This is a genomic window from Clostridium cuniculi, assembly GCF_004353185.1.
Taxonomy (GTDB): domain Bacteria; phylum Bacillota; class Clostridia; order Clostridiales; family Clostridiaceae; genus Clostridium; species Clostridium cuniculi.
Map to the genome: position 1 here is coordinate 137819 of NZ_SMUS01000001.1, position 24619 is coordinate 162437.

The window sequence follows — 24619 nt, forward strand, 5'->3', positions numbered from 1 at the left end:
ATTATCATTCCTTTACTGCTGATGCTGCAATACCTTGCTCTAAATAGCTTTGTCCTGCGAAAAATACTATTATAGCTGCTATTAATGTTACAGCAGATGCTGTAAATGCTATATCAGCATTTTCTAAAGTAATATTTGGTAAATAAATTGATAATGGCCATAAAGCCTTATCTTTTAAAAATGTTAATGGTTGCTCTATTAAGTTCCAATATTCTAAGAATTGTAATACAACAGCTGACATTATACCTGGCATTCCTAATGGAATACCTATCTTAGCAAAAATAATAAGTTCACTAGCACCGTCTATTCTTGCTGATTCAATAATTGACTCTGGTATATTACAGAAAAATCTATACATTATAAATACTGAAAATGTTGAAAATATAGCAGGTAATATTATGCTTCCATGGGTATTAAGAAGATGTAACTTATCTAATACTAAGTAACTTGATAACATTGTAACTTGGAAAGGCATTAACATTACTACTATATAAATGGTAAATAACACTTTCTTAAAGGGAAACTTATATCTTGCAAATCCCCAAGCTGCTGGAATACCAACTATAAGTTGTCCACACACTGATAAAAATACTATTTTTACAGAATTCCAAAACATTACAAAAAATTCTGGAGTATCAAATAGTAATTCTACATATGCTCGTAAAGTAGGATAACTAGGTAATAATCCCCAGCTTACATATCCTTTACTTTTTTCAGCTAATACTGGTGCAAGATAGCTATTTAATTCATCTACACTCATAAATGAGCCTGCTAATAAAAATATAACTGGGAAACACATAAATATAGATATTGCAACTAATATAATAAATACTATCTTTTTCTTCATTGTATAAATCACCTCACTCTAATCCTGTTTTTCCCATGCTCTTTGTAATAGCATAATCAATATAAATATTATTACTGCCATAAGTACAGATGCAGCGGCCATTTTACTAAAATCCAACTCTCTAAACCAATTGTTAAATAAGTGTTGTAATAAATACATACTTTTATCTGGATAATCACCTGCAACTAAATATGCTTCTCTAAATACCTTAAATGAATTAAGAAGTGATAATACTGCTACCGTATATAGCGTAGGTTTTAAACATGGTATTGTTATTTTCGTGAAGCATTGTAAATCATTTGCTCCATCTACTTTAGCTGATTCATATATCTCCTTAGATATAGAATTTAATCCAGCTAACCATAAGATAATATTATACCCTAGGTTTTTCCATATGTAGCTGAATACCAATATCCAAAATGCCCATCCTGTACTCATCCAATCTTGACATGCTATATTAAATTTATCTAACATAGCACTTAAGAAGCCTTGCTCATGAAAAATAATATTCCATATTAATACTACTGAAGCTATAGGCACTGCCATTGGTATTAAAAATGCTGTTCTTAATACCTTTGATGATTCTGTAAATTTATTTAATACTACTGCTATTATTAATGATAATAATAATAACAATGGTATACATACAAGAACAAATTTTATAGTATTGATAGCTGCCAATTTAAAGGCAGAATTATTAAATACTTCATTATAATTTTGAATTCCTATAAACTCTCTTGAAATTGCACTTTGAAAAGATCTTAAAATTACATCTAAGAAGGGAAGCAATGTAAACACTGCTACCCCTATTAAACTTGGCAATACAAAATATAATCCAGTATATTTAGTTTTTTTCTTTACTTTCTCTTCCTTAAGTTTACCTGTTTTTACTTTTCTTATTTGTTTTAATTTATTAACCTTTAACTCTTCCATATTACTCTGATAAGTATAAATCCAAGTTATCTACAACTGTATTTATAGCCTCCTCTAAAGATATTTCACCCTGTGCATATGAATTAAATTGCTTTGCAACTTCTGTTAATAATACTGTATTTACTGTTGCAGCAACATTTAAACTTTCTATTTCACCCTTTAATCTATTTACATCTTCATCATTAGGAAGTAATATCGTTACTTCTTTTGAATTTCCAAATTCATCTCCCCATCCCCAGGTACCTTGAATATAATGATTTGTTGCTTCATCAAATTCTAATTCATATCCTTCTTCTTTCATTTTTTCTGTAGAAAAAGCATTTTTAAATGTATTTGCATTTATACTGAATCCCTCATTAGAATACATTTCACTAGAATTAGTATTTATTAATGATATTAAGATTTCCTTAGCTTGTTCTTTATTCTTTCCCTTTGCATTAATTCCAATTAAATTAGATGGAATAAATATGTTTTCTTCACCTCTAGTTAAAACTTTATAATCCATTTCAGGTGAATTATTTAAAAGGGTAACCATAGATCCATAGTCATAAGTTCCAGCAATTCCACCTAAAGATAATAATGAACTTCTTTCAAATAAAAATGAATCTGCATAAACAGATGGATTTAAATAATATTGTAAATCATATACTGCATATAAATCTTCATAATCTTCTTCGCTATATTCTTCATCTAATTCTTCATCAATATACTCTTCAGTATCAACACCTATAGAAACTCCTTCATCATATCCTTCTAATTGAGAATATTTATCTTCCATAATTGCCATATAAGCTTCTTCATTAGCTTGAAGTACAGAGTACATTTCATTGGCTTTTTCAAAGAAATTGCTTAATGCATCTTCATTTATAGTATCATCTTCATTTAACCAATCATTGCCATATAGGTAGTATAATGAATAAACTAAAGAACTTGCATTAAAGTAATTATCAAATATTCTTTTTTCACTTTGAGTTGATAATTTTTTTGTTAACTCAACTAATGAATCTAAATCAGAAACTGAGTCAATATCCTCTTTATTACCTAATAATATTGGATATTTAAATGATGTTGGTATTTGATATATCTTTCCATCATTAGTGTATGCATCTGCAATATTCTTAAATATTGTTCCATCCTCTACTAAAGGATTTATAACATCGCTTATATCTTCTAATAATCCTTTTTCAATATATGATTCTGCTGATAAACCATCTAATATTATTACATCTGGTCCATTTCCAGCCATTATTTCAGTATTTAAAGTTTTAAGTGCATCTGATTGAGTTGTCCTATCACCATAATTTAAACCAATTTCATACTTAACATAAGTATCTGGATGTTCTTTTGAATAGCTTGAAATAGCTTGTCTGATTGAATAATTTTCTAATAATGAATATACTACAAGTTGATTTTCTGGAACTGATGGTATATTTGCATCATAAGCAAAATTAATAATTGCAGATCCTGATTCAGCATTAGAGAAATCACTAAATGTAGTTAAAAATTCACCATTACTTTTTTCAATAAATGATGTTATATACATTTCGCTATCACCAAAAGATGAAATGGCAGAATCAACTAATTGATTTACTTTTTCACTTTTCATATCATACTCATATAAACCTAAAGTAGTATAATAATAAATTTTATCTTTACTTCCTGAATTAAGGAAAGTTGGATAGTAATTAGTGTTTTCAGATATTGTCTCTTTTTCTAAAGCTTCTAAATTACCTTTTTCTTTCCCATTAGTAGTATCATATTCTACTATTGAATCAAATTCATATATAACTAATGAATCACCAACTAAGAAAAAGTCATTTATCCATTCATCAGCTTCATATATATTCTTCTCTTCAAAAGTTTCACCATCAAACTGAACTACTTTTTCATTATTACTACCTGCAGTAAAGAATACGTCTCCATTTGAATCGCACTTAAAGTTGCTATAACCCATACCCATTTCCATTGAATCATCATCATTATATATTGAAAGATCTAAATCAATATCAGTTAAATTACCATCTGTATCTACTGTAGCATATTTATATTCAGGTTCTTCATAAATAAATTCCTCTTCTAAAATTACTCCTTCCTCACCTTCAACGGCCACAGAGTCATCTATTAATCCTTCTTCCATCTCTGTAAAAGGTTCTTGAAAATAATAAGATAATAGTATTGTTCCATTACTTAAATACCCTATATTATTAGTATATGTTTCTTTTCCTTCTTCTTTTGGTAACTCTATAGAGTTTTCTGTCCATGTTTTACCTCCATCTTCAGAAATAAAAGCTACTGGCTTCCAATCCTCTGTTGAATATCCAATCATACCTATTTTATCATTCTCTAATAAGCTTAAAGTTTGAACTTCAACCCCTTCCGGCACTTCATATCGTTCTTCAACATATCTCCCCATTGAAGATTTTCCTCCATCTTTTGAACACCCTACTATACCTAATGCTAATGTTGATGCTAAAAGTATCGAAAGCATTTTTTTTAAACTTGTCCCCATATTTACCTCCCTAATATTTATAAATTATTTACATTTTATTTCATAATATCATTTATTATAATATTTTTCCACAAAAACCCTATTATAAATTCTTACAAAATTTTCATCAAAAATAAAAAACTAATAAACTATATAATATTATTCTCCTTATCTAATTAGACAGAATAACATTCTAAAAAGTTCCATATTTTATATTTTTAACTATTTTATATATAAATTTTATATCATATTTCTTAAATTAATATTAATATATTATTAATTTAATCTTACAAAAAAGGAGCTATATAATTTTAGCTCCTTTTAAATATTTATCATTTAATCTATAATTTTTCACTATATAATATTTAACAACAAAAAAGCCAGCTTTCGCTGACCTTTATATTGCCCATTTTTTGTTTCCTGTAAAAGATACATTCAACCATTTTTTATAATCAATATGCTTAATTGCATCATTTATTTCTTCTCTTACATTATCCATTTGATCTAATGTTTTTAACTTACTGTCTTTATTATAAACAAAATCAATTTCAATTCTAAGTTCACGTCCAACCTTAGATACTCTTGTTATAGACTCTTCAAACTTATACTCTTCTTCAATTTCTTTAACTAATACATATATATCATCATTAATTTCGTCATTAGCTTTTACACATATTACTTCCTTAAAACTTTCTATAAAAATCTTTATAGGTATTCTAATGCATAATAGTGATGCTGCAACTGTCATAACTGGATCAATATATGGATTTAGGAAATTTAATTTTGTATTTGATATAGCAATACCTATTATAAATCCTACTAATACTGCTGTACTTAATGCGGTATCCATAAACCATTGAGTAAATTCTGCCTTAATAAGTTCTGAAGATAATGCCTTTGATTTCACCTTCATATATAGTGAAATGGCTCCACACCCAATAACAGATACAATTGAATATATAATTGCTAATCCAAACTCTAGGTTATTTCCACCACTTATTATACTTTTTACAGCTCCCACTAATGAATATAAACACATGATAGCTATTATTAATGATTTTATTGAAATAACTATTGGCTCTAAAATATGTTTACCAAAAGGAAATTTTTCAAAATCCCTTTTCGCCATATAATTATTAATATAAAGGGATAACATTGATAATATTACACTGATAAATGAATATAATCCATCGAATATAATCATATCAGACTTTAAAGCTCAACCCCATGCAATACCAAATAGTGCAAAGAATAACGCACCTACTACAGATAGTTTTAATATTTTATTCTCTAGTTTCATTATTCTCACCTCTATTCTTATTTTTAATTTTAATTTTTCTCAAAACTAGATACTTATATGATATACTAATTAACTTATTTTTGTAATGCTTAAAATGCTGAGAAATTGCAACTAATATATGCATTTATGTATATGTAATTTTTTTGAAATAGCTTAAATGTACTTATTTTTGTCTAAAATGTACTTATTTTAATATTCTTTTAACATTTTATTTTATTTTTAAAGATAAATTATATTCTAATATTTATTAAATACTGCAATTTTATATTAGTTAAATTTTAACTACATGTTATTATAAAATACGTATATAATATCAAGTGAATTTATTTTTAATAAAGGAGATTATTTTTTAATGAAAGAATTATTTGATTTATTTTGGACCTTTTGCAAAATTGGAGCTCTCACCTTTGGTGGTGGTTATGCAATGCTTCCTTTAATACAAAGAGAAGTTGTTGAAAATAAAAAATGGTCAACAGAAAAAGAAATTTTAGATTATTATGCTGTTGGGCAATGTACTCCTGGTGTAATTGCTGTTAACACAGCAACATTTATAGGTTTTAAGCTTAGAGGTATTGTTGGAGGAATAATAGCTACATTAGGTGTTATTTTTCCTTCATTGATTATAATATTAATTATTGCCTCTTTTCTCCAAAACTTCGCTGATATGGCTATAGTACAAAGTGCCTTTGCTGGAATAAGAGTTGCTGTAGTTGCATTAATAATTACTACAGTCATAAAATTATTAAAGTCATCTATTAAAGATTATTTAGGAGTTATAATAGCTATACTTACTTTTATAATATCTGCATTCCTAGGATTATCTCCTGTATACGTAGTAATAGCAGCTGGATTAACTGGTTTTATTTCTAAATCTATGGGAGGGAAAAGATAATGCTATACTTAACTTTATTTTTAGAATTCTTTAAAGTTGGATTATTCTCTGTTGGTGGTGGACTTTCTACTATTCCATTTTTATACGAACTAGCAGATAAATACAATTGGTTCGATGAAAAAATGTTAATGGATATGATTGCTGTCTCTCAATCAACTCCTGGTGCTATTGGCGTTAATATGGCTACCTTTGCCGGCTTCCGTGCCTCAGGGATATTAGGTGGAATAATTGCTACATTAGGTTTAGTTACTCCATCTGTCATAGTTATTATTATAATTGCTCATTTCTTGAATAAATTTAAAGAAAGTAATGCAGTTGAGTCAATATTTTACGGTTTAAGACCTGCTGTCGCTGCCCTTATTGCAGCTGCTGGTTATCAAGTATTTAAAATATCAATATTAGCTTTAAATAAATTTAATATTACTCATAAACTATTAGACTTAATTAATATTAAATCTACTATTTTGTTAATAATACTTATGTTTGCTATATCAAAGTTCAAAAAGCATCCTATTGTTTACATAGTAAGTGCTGCCATTATAGGTATGCTATTTAAATTCTAATAAAAAGTATATTCTATATTAACATTATTATATCAATTGTCTTTTAGATCATATAATATATTAATTTAAATATATTGGGCGGTGAATAAATGAAGGCAGATATAGTTTGTGAAGGTGGTGGAGTAAAAGGAATTGCACTATTAGGTGCAATTTATTATTTAGAAGAACAGGGATATACCTTTGAAAGGTTTGCTGGTACCTCTGCCGGTGCTATAGTAACTTCCTTATTAGCAGTAGGATATACAGGAAAAGACCTAAAAAATATGCTTTTAAATCTAAACTTTAAAGATTTCTATGTAAAAAACAAATTAAATTTATTACCCTTTATAGGTCCAACTGTAAGCCTTTTTAAAAATAAAGGTTTATTTTCTGGTAATAATATAGAACAATATTTATATAAATTATATAAAGCTAAGGGTAAAACTAAGTTTAAAGATATATCTATAAATGGAGTTAGTCCTCTTAAAATAATTGCTTCTGATATAACAAATAAACGGTTGCTTATTCTTCCAGATGACTTAGTAAAATATAATATTGATCCTTTAGAATTTAGTATTGCTAAGGCTGTAAGAATGAGTATTAGTATTCCCTTTTACTTTAATCCTGTAATTCTTAAGAATGGTAAAAATTCAAGCTTTATAGTTGATGGTGGATTACTAAGCAACTTTCCTATTTGGATCTTTGATGTTGAAAATAATCCTCGCTGGCCAACATTCGGACTAAAACTAATTAGTAATAATGATTTAAAAACAGTTAGTCCAAGTAAAAGTAATTTAATAACTTATTCTTGTGATGTAATTGATACTATACTTACTAAAGATGATGAAGCTTTTTTAAATAATAAAGATTCAGTAAGAACTATTAAAATTAGAACATATGATATTGGTACTGTAGATTTTGACATACCTAAAGAAGAATATCTTAAATTATTTAATTCTGGTTATGATTGTGCAAAAACTTTTCTTGCAAAATGGAGCTTTAACTCTTATATTTCCAGATATAGGAATATCCATATTCCTAATAGAGTTTTTGGTTAAAATTAGTTAAATAGCAACGTATAGATAAACTTTCTAAATACGTTGCTATTATTTTATGTATAACTCACATTATTTTTTCTAAATCATAGAATATAACTGAATTATTTTTAGGAGTATTTTATGACCTCAATTATCTTATATAGTCTAGCAATAATTTTTCTAATACTATCATTTATAAAAGATAAAAGTAAAACTAAGAAAGCCATTGTATTAGGATTAAAATCATTTGAAAATATATTACCTCAATTTCTTTTCATAATAATAACTGTAGGAATATTACTTTCATTTTTCACTACAGATACAATATCTAAAATATTAGGTAACAGTTCAGGTTTTATGGGGATTATAATTGCTGATATTATGGGAGCAATTACAATGATGCCTACTTTTGTTGCCTTTTCACTGGGTAATACATTACTTTTAAATGGCGCTGGATACGCTCAAGTTGCTACACTTGTTTCATCTTTAGTACTAATAGGCCTTATGACCTTACCCCTTGAAATTAAATATATTGGTAAAAGAGCTGCATTATTAAGAAATTTAATTGCATTTATATTTTCAATTGTAGTAGGAATTATTCTTGGAAGGATTATGATGTTTATATGAATACTATAATAAAAATTTTAAAAAGGTATAAATGGTTTTTAATATCATTATTTGTGCTTATGATATTATCTTTTTTTAGTAAATCAATACTTACTAAAACTATTGATACTGCTAGTTCTAATATATTGCAAATGCTCTCTGTTCTTCCCCCTGTTATGATTTTATTAGGATTAGTAGATGTATGGGTTCCTCGGGAACAACTTATGAAATACATGGGAAATAACTCTGGAATAATTGGTATTTTTTTAGCCATACTAATTGGCTCAGTAGCTGCCGGCCCTATGTATGCTGCTTTTCCATTTACTGCAGTTTTAATAAAAAAAGGTGCAAAGTTTTCAAATATAATTATATTTATGAACGCTTGGTGCTTAACTAAAATTTCAACATTACTATTTGAAATTTCAGCACTTGGCTATAAATTCACCTTAGTTCGATTACTAATAGATATTCCAGGTGTTTTAATAATGAGCTATTTAGTTAATATGTTCATGTCGAAAGATTCTATAAATGAACTTTATAATAAATATAATTAAAACTTGAACATCCTTCTATTAAATAGAAGGATGTTCAAATTTTCATTAATTATCAATATTTAATTATATATATCCGCAAATTCAATACTACACTTTTCAACCCTTGATTTAGTTAGATTACTAACTTTTTTATTTTTACTTTTAACTTGCCTTATAGGAAGTCTCATAGTAAATTTACTCCCTTCATTAATCTTACTCTCTACATATATATCACCTTGATGCATTTTAACAAGTGATTTAACAAGTGATAATCCTATCCCGCTCCCATTAGCTCTTCTAGTTAGTTTATTATCAATCTGAGTATATCTTTCAAATATTGTAAGAAGTTTTTTTTCAGGTATCCCTATACCATTATCTTTAACTGATATATAAACATTTTCATCATCTTTTTCTACACTAACATATATTTTCCCGCCATCCTTCGTATACTTAATTGCATTAGATAATAAATTTAGAATTATTCTTTCTATCTTATCTGGATCACATGCAATTATTTCTTCTTCAACTTCAGTATCAAAAATAAGCTCTATTCCCTTATTATTTACATACTCTAAAATAGACATTGTAATATCCTCAACTACACTTATAATATTGTAATTTCCTAATTCAATATTATAATATCCATAATCCATTTTACTGATATCAATTATGTTATTAACCAATCTAAGAAGTCTATAGCAATTTTGCCTAATTGAATTCATATATTTATTCAAATTATATTCATCAGCTGCTATTATATTTTTATTTTCAATATTTTTATTTATTACTTGCATAGTTGCTAATATTATGTTTAAAGGTGTTTTAAATTCATGTGATATATTAGAAAAAAATTCACTTTTTAAACTTTCTAATTCAATTGCCTTTTCGTAAGCAATTTTTTCTTCTTTAATTTTCTTTTCCTCTGTTATATCTCTAGCCGTTAAAATATACACCTGATTTTCCTCTATGAACTTACAACTACATTCAATCAATTTATAATCATTATTTTTGCATCTAAATCTAACTTTTAATCCTTTAATTCCCTCATTTATAGATTCACTTGTTATAGTGCTTAAAACATTTTTTAAATCTTCTTCATGAATAAAACTATGCCATTCATACTCAAGTAATTCCCTTTCACTCCATCCCAATAATTCACTACAACTCTTACTTACTTTTTTAGCTTTTCCATCTTTCCCTATAATAACCATAATATTTACTGAAATTTCAAAAAAATATTCTAATTCATTTTTTATATCAAAATTTGTATCAAATTTCATTTTTATCTCTCCCCCCCATATCCTTTTCCACTTTATTGAAATATTAAATATTAATTCATAATATTCCATTATTTACATTTTACTATTTTTGCTATATTTCTTCAACCTTTTTTCCTATATATTCAATTAAATTTACATTTTATTACTATTTATTGATAAACAAATAAATTCTTTTATACTATTTTCAATTTGAGGCTTTTAGCTATATTTTCATATTTATCATGTACCCCTCTTTCTTTATAAAACACCGGAAACTTTTGGTTATAATTACCCCATATAGTAAATGGTTCTTTTGTAAAATATATAGTAGAAAATAATACCTCCCTAGTTGTTATTCTAGCTATAAAAGGAATACTTTCTAATGTTAGATTATAATAAATTCCTCCTTCACTATTTTCACTCTCAAATTTTTCTATGAACTTTTTATCTTCACAGCTTAAAAGTTCTTTAAATCTTATCTTTGCCTCTTCTTCTAATACATTATAGTAAAAATCAACATATGAATTTTCTACTCCATTCAATTTTACTGCTTCTTGCAAAAAATCAATTATACTTTTCTCAAAATTATATGAATTATCAGATTCTAAAGTTTTGCTTTCAAATCTATTAATTCCCTCTGCAATATTATTAAATCTAATATTAACTTTTTCCTTAAAGTCATTTTCATTAACTGAAATTAGCATATAATCACTCCTGTATTTCAGAACACTTTTTATATTGATAAAATTAATATTTTTATCAATCATTATAATTATACAGAAAAATTTCACTTAAAAGTATCTTAAAGTTTATAAATAAAAACAGCAGATAAATTTTTTTAAAATTTATCTACTGTCTTCACTCTAAATTTCATATGTTCTTAATATTCCTTCTGCAATGACCCTTTTTGTAGATCTCATATCCATAGCTTGCTTTTCTATATATCTATGTGCCTCAGCTTCAGTCATATTTAAATATTGTATTAGAATACACTTAGCTCTATCTATCATCCTAATATCTTCAATTTTTTGTAACAACTTATTATTTTCTTTCTTTAATTTGCACATTTTATTATAAGTTGCATTAGCTAATTTTAATGCACTCCAAAATATAGTTCTATTCATAGGTTTTGTTATAGTAATTACACCATCACCCTCAACTTTTTCACTTACCTCATCATATATATCTGCTTTAACAATTAAAATAGCCTGACCTATCCCTGTTGATACTATAGTTCTTGCAAACTCCTCCCCAAATTCATCTACTAACGGTGCATTTATAATACATAAATCAAAATCTCTTTCTATTAAAAGCCTCCTAGCTTCTCCACCATTGGTCGCTGTAACAATATTCCCATATGAGTTCTGAGAGAGCACTTCAGTAAAAAAAGCTATTCCCTTTTTACTGCTCGATACTATTAAAATGTTATCCAATAAATCGCCCCCATTATTATAGTTCTAAGTTAGGAGTTGTTATTAAAATTTATATAAATCCCCACTTATTTAATTTTAAATTTATAAATTATATCTCCTAATTAAACTATACTTCTTCTAAATACTTTATATATATTCAAAATATTTTCTTTTTATCTTTTCTTTATCATCAGCATTTAAGTTCTCTCTAATCTCACTCTCTTTTAATTCAATATATCTCTCTAACACTTCTTCTCCTATTATATTTTTTATAAATTCACTATTTTTAGCAATACTTAATGCCTCTTCAAGATTTTCTGGCAATTTATCTATATTTTTTAGCATCTCATCACTTACAGTATATAAATTTTCGTTTACGGCCTCTGGTAATTTAATTGAATTCTCAATTCCATAAAGTCCAGCCCCTATAATTAAAGAAAATGCAATATATGGATTTATTGCTGAATCAGGAGATCTTAATTCTGCTCTTGTTTTTTCCCCAGTTGCTGCAGGTATTCTAATTAATTGAGAACGGTTCTGATGAGACCATGATATATACTTAGGCGCTTCAAACTTACCAAATCTTTCATAGGAATTAGCTAAAGGATTTAGAAATGCAGTTATTTCTTTTACTTTACTTAATATTCCTGCTATGAAACTTTGAACATTTTCTTGCTCATACTTATTGTTATTTTCAAATATATTAGCTCCATTTTTTGATAGCGATAAATTTATGTGAAGTCCATTCCCACTTTCATCCGCTATTGGCTTTGGCATAAAAGATGCAAAGAGACCATTTCTCGCAGCTATGACTTTAACAACTGACTTAAATGTTATAAAGTTATCTGCAGCTGTAAGTGCATCACTATACTTAAAATCTATTTCATTTTGTCCTGGCCCTTGTTCATGGTGAGAACTTTCTGGACTTATTCCCATCTCCTCTAAACATAGACATATCTCTCTTCTTATATTCTCACCTTTATCTATAGGTGCTATATCAAAGTATCCACCTTTATCATGTGTTATCATAGTTGGCTGACCTTCTTCATCAGTTTTAAACAAATAAAATTCACACTCAGTGCCTATAAAAGGAGTGTATCCCTTTAACATACATTTTTTAATCATGTTTTTTAATATATCTCTAGCATCATAAATAAACTTTTCCTTTTCAGGAGTCCTTATATCACAAAAAAATCTAACAACTCTTCCTTGTTGTGGTCTCCAAGGCAATACACTCAATGTATTTGGATCTGGAAATAATAATAAATCTGATTTAGAAACATCTGCAAAACCTTTAATTGCTGATGCATCAAATGAAATTCCTTCTTTGAAAGCCCTTTCTAATTCATTTGGCATAATTGAAATATTCTTTTGTGTTCCAAAAAGATCACAAAAAGCTAAGCGTATAAACTTAACATCATTTTCTTGAATAAATTGAATAACTTCTCTAACGGCATATGTCATATCTCTTCCCCCTGTTTAATTATAAATATATAATTTTTACACTATTTTTTGCATTTGAATTAATAACCGAAAATTTATTTTTTAATATATATTCTAATACTATTAAAAATATTTCAGTATCTTAAAAGGGCGCTCATCAAATAGTTTTCAGAGTGTATAGTTAATCATAAGAAACTTTTATCTTATGGTTAATCAATATTTCTAAAAAACATTTGATGAACGCCCTTGTTCGTTTTTAATATTATACAATATAAGCAGTTTTTTATCAATATTTAACATTTAAAAATATTTTTTACTTTTTTTAAAAAAACTATTTACATTTTAAAATTTTGGACATATAATACTTACATAAACAGCAAAGGCGCTGTGGACTATTATAACGTCCACAGCGTCTTTTTCTATTTTAAAGGGGGTTATTAATTATGAAAGATATACCAAATCTATTTGGAAGTTTAGTTTTTAATGATAGCGTTATGAAAGCAAGATTACCTAAAGAGACTTATAAAAAATTGAAGAATACTATTCAAGCTGGTAAATCACTTGATTTAGAAGTTGCCAATGTTGTTGCAAATGCAATGAAAGATTGGGCCATAGAAAAAGGTGCAACTCACTATACTCATTGGTTCCAACCTATGACTGGAGTTACTGCTGAAAAACATGATAGCTTTATTTCACCTGATAAAGATGGAAGTATAATAATGGAATTTTCAGGAAATGAACTTGTTCAAGGCGAGCCTGATGCTTCAAGTTTTCCATCAGGAGGTCTTAGAGCTACTTTTGAAGCTAGAGGATATACAGCTTGGGACCCAACTTCTTATGCATTTATAAAAGATGGTACTTTATGCATACCTACTGCTTTCTGTTCATATAGTGGAGAAGCATTAGATAAGAAAACTCCAGTTTTACGCTCAATGCAAGCTTTAAATAAACAAGCACTACGTATATTAAAACTTTTTGGAAAAGATGAAGTTAAAAAAGTTATTACTACTGTAGGTCCTGAACAAGAATATTTTCTTGTTGATAAAGAAATGTATGAAAAAAGACCTGATTTAGTTTTCTGCGGTAGAACTTTATTTGGTGCAAGACCTCCAAAAGGTCAAGAAATGGAAGATCATTATTTTGGTACTATTAAACCTAGAGTTTCTGCATATATGAAAGAACTTGAAGAAGAACTTTGGAAACTTGGCGTATTAGCAAAAACTAAGCATAATGAAGTTGCTCCAGCACAACACGAACTTGCACCTATATTTAATACAACTAATATAGCTACAGATCATAACCAACTTACAATGGAACTTATGAAGTCTATTGCTAACAAACACGGTTTAGCATGTTTGCTTCATGAAAAACCATTCGCTGGTGTTAATGGTAGTGGTAAGCATAATAACTGGTCAATTTCTACAGATACAGGAGTTAACCTTCTAGAACCTGGTGATACTCCATCTGAAAATGCACAATTCTTATTATTCTTATCAGCAGTTATTAAAGCCGTTGATGATTATCAAGACTTGCTACGTGTTTCTGTTGCAAGTGCAGGAAATGACCATAGACTAGGTGCTAATGAAGCTCCTCCAGCCATAGTTTCTATGTTCCTTGGAGATGAATTAACAGATATAATTACAGCAATTGAAAATGGTACAAACTATATAGATAAAGGTAAGAGTGAAATGGAAATTGGTGTTCGTGTATTACCTAAGTTCTTCAAAGATACTACTGATAGAAATAGAACTTCACCATTTGCATTTACTGGAAACAAATTTGAATTTAGAATGCTAGGCTCTACATTCTCAATTGCAGGTCCAAACATTATTTTAAATACTATAGTTGCTGAAGAATTAAAGCAATTTGCTGACATTTTAGAAAAGAGTAATAACTTTGATGAAGATTTAAATACTCTTATTAAAAATACAATAAGAGATCATAAGAGAATTATATTCAATGGAAATAACTACTCAGATGATTGGATACAAGAATCAGAAAAGAGAGGATTATTAAACCTAAAAACTACACCTGATGCTCTTCCTTACTTCATTCATAGTAAAAACATTGAATTATTTACTAAACATCATGTATTCTCTGAAAGTGAATTATATTCAAGATATGAAATTTTAATGGAAAACTATTGTAAAACTATTCATATAGAAGCTTTAACTATGATTGATATAGTTAAAAAATTTATAATTCCTTCTGTCTTAAGTTATCAAGGTGAAATTGCTGGAATAGCAAATAGTAAAAAACAACTTAATCCTACTCTTCAATGTGAATTAGAAGAAAAACTACTTCATGATTTATCAAGACTAGGTAATTACCTTTATGCAAAGCTAGATACTCTAGAAACTTCTGTATTAAATGCAAAAAATCATTCTGATTTACTTGAAAGTGCAAAATATTATAGAGAATCAATATTTATCAACATGCAACACTTACGTGGAGTAGTTGATGAGCTTGAAACATTAATAGGTAAAGATCACTGGGCTCTTCCTACTTATGGTGAACTTTTATTCAGTGTTAATTAAATAGTCTAATACACAATGGCGTATACTTTACATTAAGGATTTAATCTTCCTTGTAAAGTATACGCCACTTGTTTCTATAAAAAACATTAATGCCATTATTCTCTTATTCTTTCTCATTCTTTTCTTCCTGTATTTCATCCTCATTTAATTTATTAAAAGCTTCTAATCTCATTGAATTAGCAAATATACTTATTAAATATGAATTAGCAACACTCTGATATACAACTAAATCATTGTCTTCTCCCCTATAAGTATTACTCAACTCTTTTGCATATACCCTTTGTGATGCAACTATCCATAATAATATATATCCTAATAAAACTAACTTTTGACTAAATAAAAATGCTTCTTCAGAAGTCTGCCCTGTGTTATTTCTATCTTGTGCATCTAATATATCTAAATTAGCAGCATATATATAATTTGAATAACCAGCTACCAAAAAAGCAACTCCTACCTTTTCCATGTTCCCTAAATTAACTTCAAAGTTTATAATATACTGCTCTATTTTTTCTTTTTCATCATTATCTTTTCTATCACAGTCTTTACTCTTCATTTTACCTCCTAAAAAAGCAATTCATAATATAATATGAATTTTCAATTTTATTGGTTAGCATTATAAATAAAGGCTTTTTTAAAAATTAATATTTATATTTTTAAATAAAAAAAGAAACTCTAATGAGTTTCTTTTTGGTGGCTTACCGGGGAATCGAACCCCGGACACCTTGATTAAAAGTCAAGTGCTCTACCGACTGAGCTAGTAAACCAAATATGGTGCGTGTTAAGAGATTCGAACTCCTGGCCCACGCCTTAGAAGGGCGTTGCTCTATCCAGCTGAGCTAAACACGCAAAAATTCAAATAAAATGGAGCGGGTAGTGGGAATCGAACCCACCTTTCCAGCTTGGAAGGCTGGAGTATTACCGATATACGATACCCGCAAATGGTGACCCCTAGGGGAATCGAACCCCTGTTACCACCGTGAAAGGGTGGTGTCTTGACCGCTTGACCAAGGGGCCTTGCATATGTCTTGCTGACTACTTTTTGTATATTACAGTGTTTTTAGACAAAAGTCAACACTTTTTAAAAAAGTTTTTATAAAAATTTTTAAAGATTTTAATGTAAACATTTTAAATTGGTTAATTTACCAAATACTTCTTGTGTGTCTATATCAATTAACTCAATTTCATTATCAACATTTACTATATTTAAATCATTTAAATGCCCCTTTAGTATTCTTTTTCCACCACTATCTCCTTCTAATGATAATAATTCATTAATATATCTTTTTGAAAAGATAACTGGATTACCTTTATTATTTCCACAACCAACGCAAACTATACCCTTATCTCCATTAATAAAATTATCTATTACTGATTTTAATGTTTGTACTGATATAAATGGCTGATCACATACCATAAACATATAGCCATCAGCATTTTTATCAAAATTTATACCTAATTTTATAGAACTAGAAATTCCTAAACTACTATTATCATTCATAACAACATTAATATTAGTATTTAATAAAGCTTCTTTTATTTCTTCATATTGAGTTACACATATTATTTTATTTACTTTCAAATCAAGTACTTTTTCAACTATATGCATATATATCGGCTTCCCTTTATATATTGCCAACAATTTATTGCCATTAAACCTTTTACTATTTCCTGCCGCCAAAAGTATTAAGTTAATCCTCATCACTCATCCCCCTATAACTACATTATTTGTGACGTGATAGAGAAAAAATGAAATATTTATTTTCCAGTAACCGTGAAATTTTCACCTAGAATTTATATAATTGATTCCGTAAAGTTTGCTAAAGTTTTTAAACTCGCTATTCGCTCAAACAGTAAAAACTTCTTTACGCAACTTTACTCCATCAATTATTAAATTCTACGGCTTAATTTCAATGGTCCTTCCAAATTAATATTTCATTTTTTCTTTTTCTCACATAACTATCTATAGCATAACACCTTATAAAAAATAATAATATAACCGGAAGAAAGTATTATATAATAAGCTTTAGAATTTAATTATTATTGTAATAAAATTAGCGTTAAGTGAAGCTCTAAATCTTGATTTAGTTAGCTGAACTTACTCCTTCGAACGCTAGTGAGAAGTGAGTTTCATTTAAAAGGAAGCACCTTCTCCTAACGTCGAATGTGTAAGTTCGATTAACAAAATTAAAATTTTGAATCTCACTTAAGGTAAGCGATAGCGAACTTCGAAGCTTTAGCTAATTTTATGGAGATAATAATATAAATTCTTAGCGAAATTATATGACTTAATGGAGGTTATATCATTATTTTTCGGCATCACGGCATTAACGCTTTGGTGCGCAATTTTTTCACTATGAGTTTTTAAGCATTCCCATAACTATTTTTTCTGATGTTATTGGTAATGTCCTTATATTAACCTTAGTTGCATTATATACTGCATGAGCTAATGCTGGAGATGGTGTATTAATAACAATTTCCCCTATAGACTTAGCTCCAAATGGTCCTGTTTGTTCAAAACTTGATTCAAATTCAACTCTAATATTACCAACATCAAGTCTTGTAGGTATCTTATATTGAAGGAATGAATCATTTCTCATCTTTCCTTTTTCAGTATAAGTTATATCTTCATAAAGTGCCATTCCTATACCTTGAACTATTCCACCTTCTGCCTGAATTCTTGCTAAATTAGGATTAACAACAGTTCCACAGTCTACAACTGCAACATAATCAATTATATCCACTTTACCTGTTAACTTATCAACTTCTGTCTCCACAATTCCAACCATAAATGGAGGAGGTGAAACTTCTGAATAATGTGATTCACTTTCGCTTATAGTTCTAAATCCACCAACTAAAGTATTATTAGCTATATCAACTAATGTTATTTCTTTTTCATCAACTACTGAAAATACTTTTTTACCATCAAACTCTAAATTTTCAATTGGGCAATTTAATGATTTTGCAGCTTCTTCAATAATTCTCTTTCTCATTTTTTCACAAGTTTTAATAACAGCTCCACCTGTTATATAAGTTGTACTAGATGCATATGAACCTGTATCATATGGACTTTGATCTGTATCAACACCATGCACAATGATATTATCTATATCACACTCTAAACAATCAGCTGCCATTTGTGCTAATATTGTATCACATCCTGTCCCCATATCAGCAGCACCAATCATTAATGTATAGAATCCATCATCATTAAGCTTTATTTCAACTGCAGCAGTATCTACTGATGATATACCAGATCCTTGCATAGCCATAGCTACACCAACAGATCTTACTTTTCCATTTCCCATATCTCTACATGGATATTTATTATCCCAATCAATCATTTCCTTAGCTCTTGATAAACATCTATCTAAGGCGCAGCTATTTGCTTGCTCATTATAATATGCAGGCATTATTTGTCCTTCAGCAACCATATTCATTTCTCTTAATTTAATAGGATCAATATTAAGCTTGTCTGCTAATTCATTTACAGCTGATTCTAAAGCAAATAATCCTTGAGTAGCTCCATAACCTCTATAAGCTCCTGCTCCCATAGTATTAGAGTAAACAACATCATATTCAAATTTATATGCTTTTGCTCCATTATAAAGAGGCATTGATTTATGTCCTGATAAACCTACAGTAGTTGGTCCATGATCTCCATATGCACCTGCATTAGATAAAGTATACATATAAATAGCTTTTATTATACCATTTTCATCTGCACCTAATTTAACTTTAATCTCCATTTCATGTCTTGGAGTACCATTAGTCATACTTTCTTCACGAGTATAAACCATCTTAGCAGGCTTTCCAGTTTTCATTGTAACTATAGCTGGGAATATTTCTGCAACGACGCTTTGCTTTGCTCCAAATCCCCCACCTATTCTCGGCTTAATTACTCTTATCTTAGATTTTGGAATATCTAAAGCATTAGCTAATATACGTCTTACATGGAAAGGAACTTGAGTTGCACTTGTTATATTTAATCTTCCATATGTATCAAGCTCTGTAAATGCTCTAAAAGTTTCCATCATAGCTTGGCTATTAGCTTTAGTATGATAAGTTTGTTCTATTATATGAGCACATTTACTTAATTCTTCATCCACATCACCATAAGTAAAATCGCCTTTTGAGCATATATTTCTATTTTTATCTGCATTAACCCAATCATTTAAAACAACAAAATTTTCTTCTGGATGAACTATAACTTTATTATCTAAAGCTTCTCTAAAATCTAAAACTGCTTCTAAAACTTCATATTTAACTTTAATTAAATTTAATGCTTTATTAACAGCCTTTTCATTTTCACCAGCAACTATAGCAACTGGATCTCCAACACATCTAAGTCTTTTATCTAGAATTAATCTATCATATGGACTTGGTTCTGGATAAGATTGTCCTGCAGTTGTAAATCTCTTTTGTGGAACATCCTTATATGTTAATATACACTCTATTCCTGGTACTTTACTTGCTATAGTTGTATTTATATCTTCTATTAAAGCATGAGCATGAGGACTTCTAAGAACTTTAACTACTAAACAATTGCTTGGTGCTATATCATCTGTATAAACTGGTTTACCAGTAAGTAATGACATAGCATCCTTTTTTCTTATACCTTTATTAACGTATTTCATCTCTAGTCCTCCTTTTTAGCTTCTAAGAAATTTTTAATTGCTCTTAATTGACTCATATAGCCTGTACATCTACAAAGATTTCCTGCTAAATAATGTTTAATTTCATCCTCAGTAGGATTCTCTAATTCTTTCTTCATAGCTAATACATTCATTACAAATCCCGGACTACAGAATCCACATTGCTCTGCTCCTTGATCTGCCATAAATGCACCAAATTCTTCTGCTTCTTCTTTTAATCCTTCAAGTGTAGTTACCTTTTTACCATTTGCTTTTATCACAAGAGTACTACATGATAAAACTGGCTTTCCATCTAAATGAACAGTACATAAACCACAGTTAGCAGTTTCACAACCTCTTTTTACACTTAAAAAGCCTTTACTTCTTACATAATCAATTAGTAACATATCTGCTTCTACATTATCTTGAAAAAGTTTATTATTTATCCATAATTTAATTTCCATAGCTTCCTCCTGTAATTTCACTTATTGCTCTATTTATAAATACTTTAGCAAGTATTTGTCTATACTCTTTACTTCCCCTCATGTTACTATCAAATTTAACATTTTCCATAACATATTCAACAACTTCATCAATTTCATTTTGAGTTGGAACTTCACTTAAAAGTTCTGCTGCATTTACAGACATAGCTTTTTGTGGTCTAGCTCCAATTACAATATTCCATTTATCTTGTAATCTTGATACTGCTACTGCTAAAGTAGGAATATCAGTTGCACTATTTCTATGAGTTAAATATGCAGTACTTCTATTATCTTTCTTTATTATAATTCTTACTAAAATATCATTATCATAGGGCATATTTCTATATTCAGAAAGTGGAATAATCCCTTTATTAAATAATTCTACATATGTATCTAATGATAAAAGTGCTGTTAATATATCTGAAAATCCAAATCTTGAATAAACGCTTCCACCAATAGTTGCACAATTTCTAAATTGAACACCAACTATATGTATAACTGATTTTGCTATTATCCCATCAAAATAAGAATTTAAGGATTCATTAGTTTCTAATTGTCTTAATGTGCACATACATCCTATCTTAAAACGTTCTTCATCTTCTTCAATTTTATCTAAACCTAATGCTGATAAGTCTATGGCTGTTTGAATATTTCTTCCGCCCATCTTTAGCCATCCTATTCCACCTAATACAACATTATTTTTCTTTTGATTTAATTCATAAGCTTGTTCTAAACTTTCTGCTACTACATAATTTCTAATCGTAAACAATATCTTTTTACCTCCATCTATAAATATATACCTTCAATATTTACTATTATATAATTTTATTACATTAAAATACCCACTACCTTTTTATAAAATTAGTGGATATTTTTACATATTTATATCTTTTTTTACTTTATACTATACCTTCTTTAACTTCAATACTCATCTCTTCATTTTTTTCTTTTTTAGGTAATATTAAATTTAATACTGTTGCAATAACAAAAGTCATAATAATACTATTATTTCCAAAAACCTGTGTTACCCATTCTGGTAAATACTTTAACAACTCAGGCATTTCTCCAATTCCAACACCTAATCCTATTGCAACTGCAACAATTAATCCATTTCTAGAATCTAATCCTTCTCGTAGTAGTGATTGAAGACCACTTACAAATATCATTGAAAACATAATAACAGCTGCCCCTCCAAGAACCGACTGTGGCATAACTGAAAATAATGCGCTTAACTTTGGAATAAATCCAGCTAAAATTAAGAAAACTGCACCTGTCATTATTGAAAATTTATTAACTACCTTAGTAACAGCCACAAGTCCAGCATTTTGACCAAAGGCTGTATTAGGAAGAACTCCAAACACCGAACCAACTGCACTTGCTATACCATCCGCAATTACTCCACCTGAAAATTCACGATTAGTGGCATTTCTACCAAGCCCTCCAAGTGTAATTGCTGATATATTTCCTACAGTTTCTACTGCTGTAGCTATATACATTATGCTCATAGCAATAATTGCTTCTATTTTAAACTCAAATCCTGTAACAAAAGGTTTTGGCAAACTAATCCAAGCCGCATTCTTAACCTCTGTAAAATCAACCATACCTAAACATATAGATAGAATATATCCTACAATTATCCCTATCAACACAGATGATACACTTAAAAATCCTTTCGTAAATTGCTTTAAAGCAATAATAACAATAACAACTATAGTAGCTACCAATAGGTTCTTAGGTGATCCAAAATCCTCAGATGATGATCCTCCCCCAAAATAACTTATTCCAACCGGAAGTAATGATAGTCCAATAGATATTATTACAAGGCTTGTAACTATTGGAGGAAATAACTTTTTCAACGGTTTAATAAAAAAACCTAATATAATTTCCAAAATTGCTCCTACTAAAGATGCCCCCATAATCGCATCATATCCATAAGCCATTCCTATTGCTTTTTCTGTTCCTATAAATCCAGAACTTGTTCCCATTACTATCGGCAGTCCACTACCCATTTTAAAAACTGGATACAATTGAAGTAATGTTGCCACCCCAGATATAAACATTGCGTTTTGTATTAACATTGATTTAGTTTCTAAAGGAATATTTAAAATACCACATATTATAATAAGAGGTGATACATTACCTAAGAACATTGCTAATACATGTTGAATTCCTAATGGAATAGCTTGTTTTAAAGGTACTCTTCCTTCTAATTCATAAATACTTCCTGTTTTCATTACACATCCCCCTATAAAGAAAAAATACAATTTACGAATATTTTTTTCATTATTTTTATAAAATGTACGCTTTTATCTATATGCTGATTCTATCACATAATTTGTATTTTGTGTATATTTTTTTATATTTTTTTACATATTTTTTGTGTTTCTTTATTTAAAATAACATTTTTCTAGTTCAAATCCAAAAATTAAAAGACAAACTTTATAAAAAAGTTTGTCTTTTAATTCCCCTAAAAAAATAATATTAAACCAATTATTTTTCGTGTTTTATGCTATATATTCAAAAAGCACTTTAATAGTTCCACCACAAGCCATACCTAATTTTGCTGCAGCTGAATTAGATAAATCATAACTTTCAATATGTGATTTTTTCTCCTTTATTAAATCTAAAGCTTTCTCATATGCTACCTTTTCAACCATTCCACCACCAATAGTTCCAATAAAACTACTATCATCTTTAACAAGCATCTTAGCATCTACACCTCTAGGTGATGATCCTCTCTTATGCAATATACTAACTAAAACTTTACTATTATCACTATAAACAATATCATTTAATATTTCTTCATCGATATTAGATACATTTCCATTATTCTTTTCTTGAATAATTTGAGCCATAATACTTACTGATATTTCAGCTGGAGTTTTAGCACCTATACTAATTCCAACAGGAGCATTAACTTTATTTATATCCTCTGTAGTATATCCTTTTTCCAACAACTGATTTATTGAGTGTGCTACTTTACCTCTACTACCTATCATTCCTAAATATCTAAATTTATTTTTTAATATTTTTTCAACACATTCCTGATCTGCCTTATGCCCTCTTGTAACAACAACAAAATATGAATTTTTATTAAAATTTACCTTATCTAAGGCATTAGTGAAATTATCACAAATTACATTATCAACCTCTGGGAACCTTTCTTTATTAGCAAATTCCTCTCTATCATCTATAACAGTAGTATTAAAATCCAACATTTTTGCCATACTTGCTAAGGATAAAGCTATATGTCCTCCCCCACAAATTATAAGATTAGGTTTTGATATAATATGTTCCATAATAATTTCTATATCATCATCTATCTTTATTGTTTTTCCAGATTCATTAAAATTAATTTTATTTATAATTCTATTATAAAACTCTATATTTTCTTCATCTTCAATTAGTATCTCATCATTAATCTTTAATATCTTTTTTCCTAAATGCTTGTCCCTTTTATCTTTGATAACAGTTGCTATACAAATATTTTTATTATTATTTAACTCCTCTTCTATTCTTTTATAAAACCCTCTATTCATATTTCTCACCTCTTGAAAATTTTGTATATATTTATATTTTATATCAAATTCAATTTATTTCTACATAAAAATATATATTATTTCAAATAAATGTTATTTTTATAATATAATCTTATTTTAAATAAAAATCTCCGCTCT

The 24619-nt window shown here is 28.4% G+C and carries 21 protein-coding genes and 4 tRNA genes; 6 read left to right on the top strand and 19 right to left on the bottom strand.

Features of this window, described 5'->3' with window-relative positions:
• Positions 1 to 4: 4 nt before the first annotated feature.
• The 4 genes from EJJ37_RS00605 to EJJ37_RS00620 form a co-directional block, all read right to left on the bottom strand.
• Positions 5 to 847 carry a carbohydrate ABC transporter permease gene (locus EJJ37_RS00605; protein WP_133013654.1) on the bottom strand — a complete coding sequence of 281 codons (843 nt, stop codon included), beginning with the start codon at positions 845 to 847 and terminating at the stop codon, positions 5 to 7.
• An 18-nt stretch (positions 848 to 865) separates the two neighbouring features.
• Positions 866 to 1780, bottom strand: coding sequence for a carbohydrate ABC transporter permease (locus tag EJJ37_RS00610; protein WP_133013655.1), 915 nt, complete (start codon positions 1778 to 1780; stop codon positions 866 to 868).
• A 1-nt stretch (position 1781) separates the two neighbouring features.
• On the bottom strand, positions 1782 to 4289 hold the full coding sequence (locus tag EJJ37_RS00615) for an ABC transporter substrate-binding protein (RefSeq protein ID WP_133013656.1): 2508 nt from the start codon (positions 4287 to 4289) through the stop codon (positions 1782 to 1784).
• A gap of 376 nt (positions 4290 to 4665) precedes the next feature.
• A complete protein-coding gene (locus tag EJJ37_RS00620) occupies positions 4666 to 5472 on the bottom strand; it encodes a cation diffusion facilitator family transporter (protein WP_133013657.1) in 807 nt (268 codons plus the stop codon).
• A 448-nt stretch (positions 5473 to 5920) separates the two neighbouring features.
• Here EJJ37_RS00620 and EJJ37_RS00625 point away from each other — a divergent pair, with 448 nt between their 5' ends.
• The 5 genes from EJJ37_RS00625 to EJJ37_RS00645 all read left to right on the top strand — a co-directional run bounded on the left by EJJ37_RS00625 (position 5921) and on the right by EJJ37_RS00645 (position 9199).
• Complete coding sequence (locus EJJ37_RS00625; protein WP_133013658.1) at positions 5921 to 6460, top strand: chromate transporter; 540 nt, start codon at positions 5921 to 5923, stop codon at positions 6458 to 6460.
• Entirely contained in the window at positions 6460 to 7023 is a 564-nt protein-coding gene (locus EJJ37_RS00630) for a chromate transporter (RefSeq protein ID WP_133013659.1), read from the top strand. Before EJJ37_RS00625 ends, EJJ37_RS00630 begins: the two co-directional genes overlap by 1 nt.
• 89 nt (positions 7024 to 7112) lie before the next feature.
• The gene (locus tag EJJ37_RS00635) at positions 7113 to 8060 is read left to right on the top strand and encodes a patatin-like phospholipase family protein (RefSeq protein WP_133013660.1); all 948 of its coding nucleotides are present in this window, start codon (positions 7113 to 7115) and stop codon (positions 8058 to 8060) included.
• 120 nt (positions 8061 to 8180) lie between these two features.
• Positions 8181 to 8666: a permease gene (locus tag EJJ37_RS00640; RefSeq protein ID WP_133013661.1), complete on the top strand. Its 486-nt coding sequence runs from the start codon at positions 8181 to 8183 to the stop codon at positions 8664 to 8666.
• Positions 8663 to 9199, top strand: coding sequence for a permease (locus tag EJJ37_RS00645; protein ID WP_133013662.1), 537 nt, complete (start codon positions 8663 to 8665; stop codon positions 9197 to 9199). The genes EJJ37_RS00640 and EJJ37_RS00645 overlap by 4 nt, the downstream gene beginning before the upstream one ends.
• 59 nt (positions 9200 to 9258) lie before the next feature.
• Here the strand turns inward: EJJ37_RS00645 and EJJ37_RS00650 are convergent, their stop codons facing one another.
• The 4 genes from EJJ37_RS00650 to EJJ37_RS00665 form a co-directional block, all read right to left on the bottom strand.
• A complete protein-coding gene (locus EJJ37_RS00650) occupies positions 9259 to 10458 on the bottom strand; it encodes a sensor histidine kinase (protein WP_166484624.1) in 1200 nt (399 codons plus the stop codon).
• A 173-nt stretch (positions 10459 to 10631) separates the two neighbouring features.
• Positions 10632 to 11141, bottom strand: coding sequence for a hypothetical protein (locus EJJ37_RS00655; RefSeq protein WP_133013664.1), 510 nt, complete (start codon positions 11139 to 11141; stop codon positions 10632 to 10634).
• A gap of 159 nt (positions 11142 to 11300) precedes the next feature.
• The gene (locus tag EJJ37_RS00660) at positions 11301 to 11870 is read right to left on the bottom strand and encodes an ANTAR domain-containing response regulator (RefSeq protein ID WP_133013665.1); all 570 of its coding nucleotides are present in this window, start codon (positions 11868 to 11870) and stop codon (positions 11301 to 11303) included.
• A 126-nt stretch (positions 11871 to 11996) separates the two neighbouring features.
• Positions 11997 to 13313 carry a glutamine synthetase family protein gene (locus EJJ37_RS00665; protein WP_133013666.1) on the bottom strand — a complete coding sequence of 439 codons (1317 nt, stop codon included), beginning with the start codon at positions 13311 to 13313 and terminating at the stop codon, positions 11997 to 11999.
• Positions 13314 to 13735: 422 nt separating this feature from the next.
• Between EJJ37_RS00665 and EJJ37_RS00670 the strand changes: the two genes are divergently transcribed.
• A complete protein-coding gene (locus EJJ37_RS00670) occupies positions 13736 to 15829 on the top strand; it encodes a glutamine synthetase III family protein (protein ID WP_133013667.1) in 2094 nt (697 codons plus the stop codon).
• Between the two features lie 103 nt (positions 15830 to 15932).
• Here EJJ37_RS00670 and EJJ37_RS00675 read toward each other — a convergent pair whose 3' ends face one another.
• From EJJ37_RS00675 to EJJ37_RS00725, 11 genes are all read right to left on the bottom strand, one after another.
• A complete protein-coding gene (locus EJJ37_RS00675; RefSeq protein ID WP_133013668.1) occupies positions 15933 to 16382 on the bottom strand; it encodes a hypothetical protein in 450 nt (149 codons plus the stop codon).
• A 135-nt stretch (positions 16383 to 16517) separates the two neighbouring features.
• A tRNA-Lys gene (locus tag EJJ37_RS00680) sits at positions 16518 to 16593 on the bottom strand.
• 5 nt (positions 16594 to 16598) lie between these two features.
• Positions 16599 to 16675: transfer RNA gene (locus EJJ37_RS00685), tRNA-Arg, on the bottom strand.
• Between the two features lie 16 nt (positions 16676 to 16691).
• Positions 16692 to 16765: transfer RNA gene (locus tag EJJ37_RS00690), tRNA-Gly, on the bottom strand.
• 3 nt (positions 16766 to 16768) lie between these two features.
• A tRNA-Glu gene (locus EJJ37_RS00695) sits at positions 16769 to 16843 on the bottom strand.
• A gap of 97 nt (positions 16844 to 16940) precedes the next feature.
• The gene (locus EJJ37_RS00700; RefSeq protein WP_133013669.1) at positions 16941 to 17528 is read right to left on the bottom strand and encodes a nucleotidyltransferase family protein; all 588 of its coding nucleotides are present in this window, start codon (positions 17526 to 17528) and stop codon (positions 16941 to 16943) included.
• A 652-nt stretch (positions 17529 to 18180) separates the two neighbouring features.
• Positions 18181 to 20463 (bottom strand): xanthine dehydrogenase family protein molybdopterin-binding subunit, encoded by a 2283-nt coding sequence (locus EJJ37_RS00705; RefSeq protein ID WP_133013670.1) that lies wholly within the window; start codon positions 20461 to 20463, stop codon positions 18181 to 18183.
• A 2-nt stretch (positions 20464 to 20465) separates the two neighbouring features.
• Positions 20466 to 20924, bottom strand: a complete 459-nt coding sequence (locus EJJ37_RS00710) for a (2Fe-2S)-binding protein (protein WP_133013671.1) — start codon at positions 20922 to 20924, stop codon at positions 20466 to 20468.
• Complete coding sequence (locus EJJ37_RS00715; protein ID WP_133013672.1) at positions 20914 to 21711, bottom strand: FAD binding domain-containing protein; 798 nt, start codon at positions 21709 to 21711, stop codon at positions 20914 to 20916. Before EJJ37_RS00715 ends, EJJ37_RS00710 begins: the two co-directional genes overlap by 11 nt.
• A 130-nt stretch (positions 21712 to 21841) precedes the next feature.
• Complete coding sequence (locus EJJ37_RS00720) at positions 21842 to 23176, bottom strand: uracil-xanthine permease family protein (protein WP_133013673.1); 1335 nt, start codon at positions 23174 to 23176, stop codon at positions 21842 to 21844.
• A 270-nt stretch (positions 23177 to 23446) separates the two neighbouring features.
• The gene (locus EJJ37_RS00725; RefSeq protein ID WP_133013674.1) at positions 23447 to 24481 is read right to left on the bottom strand and encodes an XdhC family protein; all 1035 of its coding nucleotides are present in this window, start codon (positions 24479 to 24481) and stop codon (positions 23447 to 23449) included.
• Between the last annotated feature and the right edge of the window lie 138 nt (positions 24482 to 24619).